Below are 10,534 nucleotides of genomic sequence, written 5' to 3'. Positions count from 1 at the left end.
AGAAGTAATTCCATCATAGAACAAACCCTCATCTTTTCATAGGTGGGGGTTATTTTGCGCTTACTCCCATGATTCTATAGAACAACTTTTAAAGTCTTTATCCACGTTGACAAGGCTACATGGTTTAGGAAAACGTTGAGGTTCGCAATTCTTTGTTTTTCTATGTCTGTTTTCGCGCTTATAACTGGTATGAACAAAATATTACGACAGCGTTTTATCTATCATTATATTTCTTTATCAATTTCAATTCAGTCAATTTTCAACCAAAATAAAAAGCCCTTACTGTCAGGACTTTTTGATTATCTGTCTTTTTGATCAGAAGCTGCCTCATCTGAAAGGTCACTTTCTGTAGCAGCGTGGCTAAAGTTTCGATTTTCCACCCATTTATGATTGGCAGTAAGTATTGCATTAAATGACTCCGGATATGTTTCTTTTAAGTTACCCATACCTTTTAATCTCATTTGTTTCGAGTGCGTCCAAGTAGTTTTATTAGATCTTATGTAGCTAGGTGCATGTAAACCTAGCTTTTCCTGTTTCTTTCCATCAATTAGATAGTCATAATCTTCATCAGGAGTAGTATTATTAAGTTTTGAAATCGGCAATAATTCATAGTCTACATGATGGGGTGAAGTATAGTTATCCTCGCATCCTATTACTAGCACAGGGCGGCTTTTAACATCCATCTCCCCTTTTGTTGGATTAAAATATTTTTCTAATGCTTTAGCGATTTTCCCTATATTATTCTCAGGACTCATTTAATGCACCTCACCCGGGGCTCCAGCTCTTTCTTCAACTTCTGACCACTTTATTTCTTTTCCAGCTAATGCCCCTGATGTCTCTCCTTCTTTTTCTGGGTCTGCCACTCTTATTGGGTATGGACGTAAGACACAATAAATATTTTTAACCGCTTTAACTGGAAGACCACAGTCAGCTAATAATTGTGAAGGTGTAGTTTGTCTTGAAGTAGTATAAGGATATTTATATCCATAATTTATATCTAGCTCAAAACCTTGAGCACCTTCTATTAATATAGATTCTCCTCTAGTCATCGCCTCTTTTAACAACATTTCAGTGTTATAAATGTAACTAGACAGACTTTCTTCATCTTTAGCTAGTTTTTGACTTTCTGATCGCATTGCCTTTAAAGCTATCCCTGCACTACCACCTTTGAGAGTGGACCCTATTCTCTCTAATTTTTGTTTTTTCTCCATTTCAATATGCGAATCATCTATTATTGCAGCTCTAGGATGAATATGAAGTCTGTTTGTAACATTGAATCCTTCCTCCTCAACAACTCGAATCTCATCCATTAACACTTCCATATCCAAACATGCACCAGGCCCTATATAAAGTTGAGTATTCTCATTAACCAACGAGCTAGGCAACAACCTCGTTATTATTTTGGTACCGTTTTTACTAACCCAAGTATGTCCTGCATTAGGGAAGAAATTGGAAATCACGTGATTATATTGATTTTTTTTTGCTAAAAATCCAGCAAATTTACCCTTTCCTTCAGATCCTGCATTGCCACCAAAAATTATGTTTACACTCATAAAGACTTAGCACCTCCCAGAACTTTACAACTTACAATTTCTATATTTAAGGACAAAACACCTCTACAATTTACTATTTGTTACATTTTTATGTGTAGCATGGGATAAAAAAGGAATTTAACATACAAACCCATAGAGGCTCACTTGTACAACGAAACGTTATTAATTCTCTTGCTAGGAATAGTTAATTAATCTCAGTTATAATGGCCTGAATGCGTTTTATTTAATTTTCATTCTTATGAGGAAGGAATCACGCATCTTTTGTCGAAATAGGTTCAAAGACCATTGAAATAATTCCCGGAAAGGGACTTTAACACTATAACTACTGTGCTCCAGGAGGATTTATCTATTATGGAACTAAATGAAATTATTTCTGAAGATGTAATTGATTCATTAGAATATAAAAATTCACTTACATGTAAATACAATACAAAAGGCGATGAAATATCCGCATCTACTGTTTCTATTCCTGACGAGATAGTAAATTATATAGTAACTAACCTCAAAAAAAAGTTAGACTATGCAGTTGATGACTATGACCCTGAGTATCCAAACGAAAGAACTATTTTGAAATTTGATAAGACACTATTAATTCAGCATGAAACCTTCATGAATTTTTTATATCCAGATACTGAGGAAGGAGAACATGCAAATCCAAACTTTGGAATTGTAAACGCAGAAAGACTACAAAAACCAGACAAGATTGACTTTGTAGTGCATATATTTAAATATGGTGAAGAAGAGATTCTAATCTTTACAAAGCACAGTAAACCCGAACTTCTAAAAAAAATTTACTGGCTGCAAAGTCAAGAAGACTTTAAGAAAATTGACAAAGATCGCTTATATGTTTTTAAAGACAAAATTACATGTTTATATTATGGTGATTATTACATTTATGATAAAACAGAATTCCATCAACTTTTCAAATATTGGGAAAAACTAGAAGAGGTAAGAGATAATGTAGTGAATCATCTCGAGAGAGAGGGTATTGTTAGTAATTTATCTGAATACCGCGATAAGTATAAGAAGCATTACAATATGCAAAGTATTATAAAGATTGATACGGATAATGTAAAAAACTTTATTAAAACAAACGAAGGTACTTTGGAAGATATTTGTGATCAATTGGACTTGGATATTAAATTTGACAAGTCAAACAACCAATTTGAAATTGAGGATGAAAAAGGTATTACTATTCTTAATCGAATCCTTTCTTACAGATCTGGATTTAATTTAACTAAAGATTTTGTAACATTCTCCACTTACCAGGCACACGGAAAATTATAGAACGTACGTTCTTGCGTATGTTATGATAATTAAAAAGGTGGGGGTGTTATGTTAAACAAGTATCTTGCTTTTATATTCTATTTTACTTATTTAATCGGAGCCGAATTACCTCTGTTTATTATTCTGCTGATTAGAAATCTGTATGGAGGGCAGCCAGAAAACATCAACTTTATACTAGCCTTAATTTTGCTATCGCTAATTATCAATCTGTCCTTTTTTTATTCGCTATACTTTAATGTTAAAAGAAATTCAACAAAAGAAAAAAACCGAAAGATTCTTAGAGAAGTAACCTCTAATAAGCTAGCAGAAAACTTAAACAATTTCTTTGCACTTTTTTTACTTCCTTTTTTCACATTTAATTTTTCTAGTAACGAACCTTTGCTTTATTTATTAGTCGAAATGATTTTCATTTTCATACTACTCACTATATTCTTGTTCAGAACCAAGAACATCACCACTAATTTACTTGTTTATATAAGCTTTGATATTTATGAAGCAAAAACTCCTGGCCAGGACGTTATCTTGATAACTGACTCAAGAAAGGAAGAACTTCAGAATGAACGTAAGATTATATGTAGAATATTGCATAATTTTTATGCACAAATAGATTCCTATAGCGCTTTTGTTACGAAAATTAAATCGATAATAACCTTTCTTATGGTATTACTTATCGTAGCTATTGGATTTTTGATAAAACTAAATACAAATCTTACTTTTGAAAAAATATTAGAATTATTAATTTCACTTCATTAAAGCGCACTTTCAACAAGAGAAAGTGCGCTTTTTATTTGCAAAATGAGAACATATGTTCGTATAATGTTATCAAGGATGGTGATAGTATGAAATTTCCACAATACACAACAACAGCACTAGAAGACTGGGTATCCAATTGGTACATAAAGCACAAGTGTCAACAACCAGCTGATTTAAACCTTAATAAAATAGCGATGAAATATGAAATCTTCATTCATTACAAGCCTTTTGAAACAAGATATGCACGGTTTGGACGATACCGAGAAATTGTTCTTAACTCCACTCTAGATGATGTTACTCAGCGTGAGCAGTTCTTCCATGAGCTGTGTCATGCTATTCGGCATGTAGGTAAACAGACAATGATGCTGGACGCTTTTAGAGAGCTGCAGGAGCGAGATGCGAGACATTTCACACTTTATTCTGCTCTCCCCTATCACATGATCAAACGCTATGACCTTGATGATCCTGAGCTGCTTGATCTATGGGCACATGACTTTAAGGTGTCTTATGAATTGTGTCAGGAACGTCTGGAGCAAATTAAGAGGCGTTCAGATTGTACCAAGAGTTTTCTGTATTATCATTAAGCTAAAAACAGGAGGTGGACCGATTGGCTCATTATAGACAACGAGGAGAAAAAACATTTCTATTAACTGTAGAAACAGGATACAACAGCAATGGTAACCGAAAGAGAAAAACTAAAACAGTTTCAGTGGATGAAAAATTGCTTAAAACAAAGAAAAAGCTTCATGATCATCTAAATACTGAATTGATTAAGTTCCAAATGGAAGTTGAGGCTGGAGAGTATATCACTCCAGGGAGGAGAACACTTGAGGAATTTGTAGAAGATTGGAATGCTAAATATGCTAAAGAGAATCTCGGTGCTCAGACATTAGAAGTTTATCTAACTCATTTAAAAAACCACATTCTCCCTCGCTTCGGAAAACAAAGAGTTGAACAAATAAAAACCATGCATGTGGTGAATTTTATCAGTGATTTAAAAAGTAGCGAGCAGCTCTCAAACGGTACTATCCAATACGTTTATCGAGTGTTTAGAAACGTCATGGAAAGAGCATTCGAGTGGGAATTAGTGAGCAAAAACCCTGTTGCCACTGTTAAGCGACCGAAAGGCGGAAAAAGGAAAGTTAAAGATCATGTTTATACTGAAGAAGAAGTGAAACAAATCTTCGAGGAAATGAGTGCCGAACCCTTGAGATGGCAAGTATTCATATCTCTTGCATTAGCATGCAGCTTCCGTCGAGGAGAGAACCTTGCGTTAGAAGCGGACAAAATCGACTGGGATAAAAGCCAGATACTCATTGAGCAGTCGATTGTCAGAGGAGAAAAAGGAAGAGCACTGATTAAAGATCCTAAGTCCTTTACCTCTACAAGAGTTGTAACAGTGCCTACGTCTGTAATGGTCCTAGTTAAAAAACTCTACACGGAAAACCTTAGGTTAAAAATGAAGGCTGGAGACTACTGGCAAGAAAATGATCACTCATGGCTTTTCTGTAATGAAGATGGCACCCACTTCTTTCCTACGACTCCGACAACATGGTGGAGACGTTTTACCAAGAGAAAAGATATACGCTATATTCGCTTACATGATCTCAGGCACACATCGGCTACTATGTTAATTAATCAGGGTGTTCATGCAAAAGTAATTTCTGAACGATTAGGACATGCTGATATTCGTATCACAATGGATACTTACGGACATGTTTTAGAAGCAGCCGATCAGGAAGCAGCTAACAAAATCGATAGTCTATTCACAAAGCGAAAAGAAGGTTTAATAAAAATATCGGCAACAACTCGGCAACAAGTACTGAAAAATAAAAGAAGTGACGCGGCCTCCCCTAGTTAGGAAACCGCGCCACTCCGGCACTTTGTATGATGATTCCGATTGGGCTCGAACCAACGACTTCCACCCTGTCAAGGTGGCGCTCTCCCAGCTGAGCTACGGAATCATTTATGTATTACTTCACTATGTAGCGAACAATTATAAATATACAATGATCCACGACTATTGTCAACGTATTTCAACAATTTTTTCACTTTTTCGACAACCGTGGTCACTGTTAGATACTATTCATTTTTAAGTTAAGATAAGTGATTTCTATTGATAATATACACAATTATACCTTTAGGGGCGTTACCTTGCAATAGCCGATGCTGTTTTACTGCAAAAAAATATCTAAAATATAAACCTCTCACATTTCAATGAAAGGTCTAAATTTTACTTACAATGATTCAAGGGTTGTTTTGTATTCCTCATACTTCTCTTCTGGTAAATCCCCATTAATTTGTACCAAGATATTCTCATGCTTAATCGTCCAACTAAAGAAAATGGCTGATTCTTCACCTAATGAATCGTAGTATTCTTTCATTTGATCCAAGTCTTCTTCTTTTTCAAATGAAAAGATACGACCACCAGCACCTTCTTCAATCGATGGGACTAAGAAACGCTTACCCTCTTCTGACTTCATAGGAGCCATACCATAATCATCTTTTGTCATTTCAGTAGCATTCTCAGCCTCTAATCCTGCATCTTGAAATGCTTTGATAGCACCATCAACAGTAATTGAATCATTCGAAACATCTGTACTACTGCAAGCCACTAACACTCCTAGTGATAACGCAAATAGAACAAATAACAACTTCTTCAAACAATCCTCTCCTTTATAGTATTTTATACTCATACAATAACATGGAAATGACTGTAAATAAAGGAAATAACCCCTTCACCAATATAATGATGAAAAGGCATTAAGTATAGGGTGGTCAAGTGAAAAATAGCCCTCCATCAATTTAATGACAAAGGGCTAGCCACTACCTATACCTATATTTCAGTCAATCGTCTCTAATGTCTCTATCTCTGTTTATTATTCGCATATGCAGTGTAAGAAGCTATAATAACATGAATTGTATTTTTATCAACTACTAAATTAGTAAAACTCGTTCATAATCGCTTAAATCCTCAAATTTCTATTTTCCTAATAAGATACACCTTATTTAGTGGAATATGGTAAAATTATACCATGTTTTAAAGTAAAAATAGAAATCAAGTGATGAGGGGTGTTACAAATGGTCGAATGGTTTGAATCCATTAAAGAGTACTTATTAGTTAAAGAACTACGGGCAATAGACGTTATTGTGATCACTGTGGTCAGTTCATTTCTCTTCACTTATGCAAATAGAATAGTTGTTGCAATTGTTAAGTTATCCAATAAAAAAGGGAAACGTTGGTATAGAACGACTCAAATATTCTTTAGAAAACACAAAAGAATGGCAAAAGGTGAAACACTGAATCTCTATGAATTCTTACAATTAAAGGAGAGATTAGAGAATGGTGGTAAGTTGAGATGTTATGAAAAAAAATCTTATCTTAAATCCAAGAGAGACCATGATAAAGCACAAAAAAAATATGGGAAAACATTAAGCAATATAGGTAAACCCAAAATTGATCTTAATGAAATAAAAAATAGGCTTAAATAGAATAAATTCTTTCTACTAAAACGAAAAATAGCCCTACACTTCCTAATGCAGGGCTTGGTTATTTCTATATAAGTATCATTCTATTTCCGTATTTGGTATAAGAACATCAATCTTATCAATTTTACTCACAATATCTGAGGACAGCTCTCTACGTTTCTCATTGAAAGTTAATAATGAACCGTCTGGACTCTTGGCAAGACTTATATACTCTTTGTATATTGTATAAAGCTCTACTGTCTCATCATAAGCCTTCTGAAATTCCTCAGGAGGATCATTTAAAGACTTTATTTTTTCTTTTATATCGTTTGAACTAGCTTGCAGCTCATCTATATCTCCTTCTTCAGAATAATAATCTTCTAATTGATTTATTATATTATCAAAGTTACCTTTATTTGAGATTACCCTATAACCAACGACTTCATTTTCAAAATTAATTCCTACTTCTGTATTAGTGATATCTAACACTTTAGCCAGCATATCCACATCAATGTCAGTTTCTATGTTCAAACTCCACAATTCTGAATATACATTTAACATTTCTTCCGCTATTGTACTAGTTTGAAGAATTTCAGTAGAAACTTCTTTTAGTTTTTCTCCATACTCTCCCTCACTCATATTTCCAGCACTTGTTGATTCACCTTCTGAACAACCTATCAAAAGAATCATTATTATTAATCCAATCAGTTTTCTCATACCACAATCCTCCCATAATTCCAATATTCTACAAATATCCTAATATCCCTGCACCTAATGAACTGTTTTTACTGTGAAAACAAAAAAAAGCCCCATACTCCCAAAAAGAAAATACAGGGCTTAAATTATTTACTTTTATAATGCTTATCGACATAATCTAATATCTTAGCAGCAACGATAGCTGATTGTTCTCTGGTTAAAGGCTCACCTACACCAAAATTACCATCAGGCTTTCCTTGAAAAATCCCTGCTTCTTTTACTTTTTTTATACTATCTGCATAATAAGCTTATCATCCTCTTCTTTAATGAGATTCACATACTTTTCATGAGCAGTTATGTAATACGTGTTGCCATCGGAATTCTTAACCTTATACTGTTCCCCACCATCAACTTTTAACTTAGATAGGACTGTAGGAAAGCCTGAACCTTTATTAACTGATCCTGCCCTATCCTTATCATTCCATGAGGCTGATTTGTAAAAGCGTAGGTCGTTTACCTTAGACTCAATACGATACTCTGAATATGCCTGACTAATCACAAATGGTTGATTTTAAACCTCTTTTGTCCTTTTGAACGGATAACAGATTGTATTTCTTGTTCAAAAGAAGATGGATCTTCAAAATATTGAACAGCCATATCGAAACAATCCCAATAACTTTCCCATAGCAATGGATATTGCATTTCATCATAATGATTAGAGTAATAATCCTTTGCCTTTTCTAATTTGTTATCATCTTTACCTTTGAAAATATTTTCGATTTCTCCCCAATGGCCAGTAGTAAACAATGCTTCTAAATCATCCACTAATACACCCTTTTCAACTCTTCCTTTCCAAGTTGGCAATTTGAGTAGCTTAGAATAGAAGTCTTCTGGATGTTGTAGAGTACCTAAACCTATAATAGTAGAATTATTTTTCTGCATAGCGTATGAAACATCATCACTAAACCTTTTCCATTTACGATCTCTTGCTTCTAAAGAAGATGTATCACTTTCGTCTTGATAATCGTCTAAAATTGCACATTCAATTCAACGGCTCAAAAGTTTGTTAAACAAATCAAAGATGCAATTATGGATAATCCTTTTATTGAACACACATTTGGTACATTACTTGAGCCTAATAATAAAAAGTATATTTGTAACAATAATCAACTTGAATTTACTAATCGTTGTATGGTTGAGAGCATATCTTCAACCTCATCAATGAGGGGACGTAAATACGGAAATTATAGAACCGATAGGCGAACATACAACCGTATACCGTTTATACTTAAACACAGTTGAAAAGATATCTGTACTAAGGTTTCCGAATACGCCCCCCCTAAATTTCTACAATAAAAAAGACCACTCGTTATTGAGTAGCCTTTGTCTTAGCATATATAGTTGATCTTGGAATACCAGTAAGTTTAACGATATCATTAACACTCATTCCATTGTTGTCTCTATCACTTAAATTTGGACATAAAAAAAAGCCACTCATCATGAGTAGCTCTTAATAAAATCTTCAATAACTTCTTTTTCTGAATTCATACCTATTAATTCTTCTTTACTTAATTTAGATAAATGCCCTTCTAGATTACCTAAATAAATCGTCCTACCTTTTCCCCAAGAAGTATTAAATACCACTCTGACTTCTCTTTGGTTCTTAAATTCAGTCCTTTTATACAAAAACGCTTTTAAAGGTTTAATTCGATACTCACTTAAAGTCATTGGAAAATCTTCTTTCATCGGATCATAGTATTGGACAACACCTTCAAAAGATTTAAACCCATTATCATTTGCATAACTGTGGATCTTATTAAAGAACTCTTTTGGCTTAGCCACAATAAACACCTCATGATTACCAAACTCTTCTAACAGCTCATCAGCAACATTCTCTTTTAAAACATACATCTCACCGTCATACACAAAGTCTTTTTTATGACTAAGAAAAACAAAACAGCACATTGGAGTATTATCTAAATGCTCCATCCGTGTATGAGAACATGCCTTCTCAAAGGGTATTTCATGCCATTTCTTCTCATCTAAGGATATATACATTTGTTCATTTTTAGGATTTATATATTTACTAAAAGACCCTTCCTTTGAATCACCGATCCCTTTACCATTAATCTTCTCTAACTCTATATAATATTTTGCTATGTTGAAGAATAGATTACCTTTCAATGTAGAATCAACCCATTGCTTTTCAATAAATTTCAAAACAACGCCAGTCTCATATCTAATAATAACCCCTCCCTATCAATACAATAATTGTATCATGGGTTCGAGGTTAAATAAACCTATATATAGTATGTTCGTATTTTTAGTTCGCACAATATGTTGATTAGTCCTCTGTGGATGTGGTATGTTAGATCTATAGAAAGCGAGGTGATAGTAATGGCAATGACTAAAGGTGGTAAGAAAAAAGTACATGTACCAACTCATAAACGTAATGGTAAGACTGTGAAAGAACATTATCGCTCTACACGTAATTAATCCTTAGAAAGGCGGTGATCTTTTTGATCGCTGCCTTACATAATAAAAAAGCACCCTGTATAGAGTGCTCAGTAAAAACCTTCATAGATCTCTTGTCTGATGTTCTCAAGCTCTCTTAAATGCTTTTCAAACATATCTCTAATCTCATGATTTTTATAATTCGCCCAATATTGCGAATCAATCTCTGACAATCTCTCATCTACCCTCTCATTAACTTTATTAGCACTATCGATAGCACCTTCTAATTTGTAAATAATATCTTCTCCTATATTAAACACCTC

13 protein-coding genes, 1 tRNA gene and 1 pseudogene are annotated in these 10,534 nt (G+C 33.9%); 5 read left to right on the top strand and 10 right to left on the bottom strand.

Going from position 1 to position 10,534, the window contains the following annotated elements; genetic code table 11:
• Positions 1–299: 299 nt before the first annotated feature.
• Positions 300–755 (bottom strand): hypothetical protein, encoded by a 456-nt coding sequence (locus ACFQIC_RS13505; RefSeq protein WP_204710638.1) that lies wholly within the window; start codon positions 753–755, stop codon positions 300–302.
• Positions 756–1,553: an adenylosuccinate synthetase gene (locus ACFQIC_RS13500; protein ID WP_204710637.1), complete on the bottom strand. Its 798-nt coding sequence runs from the start codon at positions 1,551–1,553 to the stop codon at positions 756–758.
• Between the two features lie 351 nt (positions 1,554–1,904).
• Here ACFQIC_RS13500 and ACFQIC_RS13495 point away from each other — a divergent pair, with 351 nt between their 5' ends.
• The 4 genes from ACFQIC_RS13495 (at position 1,905) to ACFQIC_RS13480 (ending at position 5,454) form a co-directional block, all read left to right on the top strand.
• Positions 1,905–2,840, top strand: coding sequence for a Kiwa anti-phage protein KwaB-like domain-containing protein (locus ACFQIC_RS13495; protein ID WP_204710636.1), 936 nt, complete (start codon positions 1,905–1,907; stop codon positions 2,838–2,840).
• A gap of 48 nt (positions 2,841–2,888) precedes the next feature.
• Positions 2,889–3,593: a hypothetical protein gene (locus ACFQIC_RS13490; RefSeq protein ID WP_204710635.1), complete on the top strand. Its 705-nt coding sequence runs from the start codon at positions 2,889–2,891 to the stop codon at positions 3,591–3,593.
• 86 nt (positions 3,594–3,679) lie between these two features.
• The gene (locus ACFQIC_RS13485) at positions 3,680–4,177 is read left to right on the top strand and encodes an ImmA/IrrE family metallo-endopeptidase (protein ID WP_204710634.1); all 498 of its coding nucleotides are present in this window, start codon (positions 3,680–3,682) and stop codon (positions 4,175–4,177) included.
• A 23-nt stretch (positions 4,178–4,200) separates the two neighbouring features.
• A complete protein-coding gene (locus tag ACFQIC_RS13480; protein WP_204710633.1) occupies positions 4,201–5,454 on the top strand; it encodes a tyrosine-type recombinase/integrase in 1,254 nt (417 codons plus the stop codon).
• A gap of 30 nt (positions 5,455–5,484) precedes the next feature.
• Here ACFQIC_RS13480 and ACFQIC_RS13475 read toward each other — a convergent pair.
• Both ACFQIC_RS13475 and ACFQIC_RS13470 read right to left on the bottom strand, forming a co-directional pair.
• Positions 5,485–5,557 (bottom strand) — tRNA-Val (locus tag ACFQIC_RS13475).
• A gap of 273 nt (positions 5,558–5,830) precedes the next feature.
• Entirely contained in the window at positions 5,831–6,256 is a 426-nt protein-coding gene (locus ACFQIC_RS13470; RefSeq protein ID WP_204710631.1) for a stress protein, read from the bottom strand.
• A gap of 418 nt (positions 6,257–6,674) precedes the next feature.
• Here ACFQIC_RS13470 and ACFQIC_RS13465 point away from each other — a divergent pair, with 418 nt between their 5' ends.
• Positions 6,675–7,085, top strand: a complete 411-nt coding sequence (locus ACFQIC_RS13465; protein WP_204710630.1) for a hypothetical protein — start codon at positions 6,675–6,677, stop codon at positions 7,083–7,085.
• Between the two features lie 75 nt (positions 7,086–7,160).
• Here ACFQIC_RS13465 and ACFQIC_RS13460 read toward each other — a convergent pair whose 3' ends face one another.
• The 6 genes and pseudogenes from ACFQIC_RS13460 to ACFQIC_RS13435 form a co-directional block, all read right to left on the bottom strand.
• Positions 7,161–7,778: a hypothetical protein gene (locus ACFQIC_RS13460; RefSeq protein WP_204710628.1), complete on the bottom strand. Its 618-nt coding sequence runs from the start codon at positions 7,776–7,778 to the stop codon at positions 7,161–7,163.
• Positions 7,779–7,903: 125 nt separating this feature from the next.
• The gene (locus ACFQIC_RS13455; protein WP_390217220.1) at positions 7,904–8,023 is read right to left on the bottom strand and encodes a hypothetical protein; all 120 of its coding nucleotides are present in this window, start codon (positions 8,021–8,023) and stop codon (positions 7,904–7,906) included.
• A 20-nt stretch (positions 8,024–8,043) separates the two neighbouring features.
• Positions 8,044–8,286: pseudogene (locus ACFQIC_RS13450) on the bottom strand (hypothetical protein); the annotation flags it as partial.
• Positions 8,287–8,312: 26 nt separating this feature from the next.
• Complete coding sequence (locus tag ACFQIC_RS13445; protein WP_204710624.1) at positions 8,313–8,699, bottom strand: hypothetical protein; 387 nt, start codon at positions 8,697–8,699, stop codon at positions 8,313–8,315.
• A gap of 555 nt (positions 8,700–9,254) precedes the next feature.
• On the bottom strand, positions 9,255–9,977 hold the full coding sequence (locus ACFQIC_RS13440; protein WP_204710622.1) for a hypothetical protein: 723 nt from the start codon (positions 9,975–9,977) through the stop codon (positions 9,255–9,257).
• Positions 9,978–10,321: 344 nt separating this feature from the next.
• The gene (locus ACFQIC_RS13435) at positions 10,322–10,531 is read right to left on the bottom strand and encodes a hypothetical protein (protein WP_204710620.1); all 210 of its coding nucleotides are present in this window, start codon (positions 10,529–10,531) and stop codon (positions 10,322–10,324) included.
• Positions 10,532–10,534: the final 3 nt, after the last annotated feature.

The organism is Halobacillus seohaensis, from assembly GCF_042663045.1.
Classification (GTDB): Bacteria; Bacillota; Bacilli; order Bacillales; family Halobacillaceae; genus Halobacillus_A; species Halobacillus_A seohaensis.
Note: the sequence above shows the minus strand (reverse complement) of the source record. Positions and strands in the feature narration are given on the sequence as shown.

Bases quoted from the DNA above. Each gene is read 5' to 3' on its own strand.
- ACFQIC_RS13485 (WP_204710634.1), top strand. From the start codon at position 3,680: ATGAAATTTCCACAATACACAACAACAGCACTAGAAGACTGGGTATCC.
- ACFQIC_RS13465 (WP_204710630.1), top strand. From the start codon at position 6,675: ATGGTCGAATGGTTTGAATCCATTAAAGAGTACTTATTAGTTAAAGAA.
- ACFQIC_RS13495 (WP_204710636.1), top strand. From the start codon at position 1,905: ATGGAACTAAATGAAATTATTTCTGAAGATGTAATTGATTCATTAGAA.
- ACFQIC_RS13445 (WP_204710624.1), bottom strand. From the start codon at position 8,699: ATGCAGAAAAATAATTCTACTATTATAGGTTTAGGTACTCTACAACAT.
- ACFQIC_RS13505 (WP_204710638.1), bottom strand. From the start codon at position 755: ATGAGTCCTGAGAATAATATAGGGAAAATCGCTAAAGCATTAGAAAAA.
- ACFQIC_RS13490 (WP_204710635.1), top strand. From the start codon at position 2,889: ATGTTAAACAAGTATCTTGCTTTTATATTCTATTTTACTTATTTAATC.
- ACFQIC_RS13460 (WP_204710628.1), bottom strand. From the start codon at position 7,778: ATGAGAAAACTGATTGGATTAATAATAATGATTCTTTTGATAGGTTGT.
- ACFQIC_RS13500 (WP_204710637.1), bottom strand. From the start codon at position 1,553: ATGAGTGTAAACATAATTTTTGGTGGCAATGCAGGATCTGAAGGAAAG.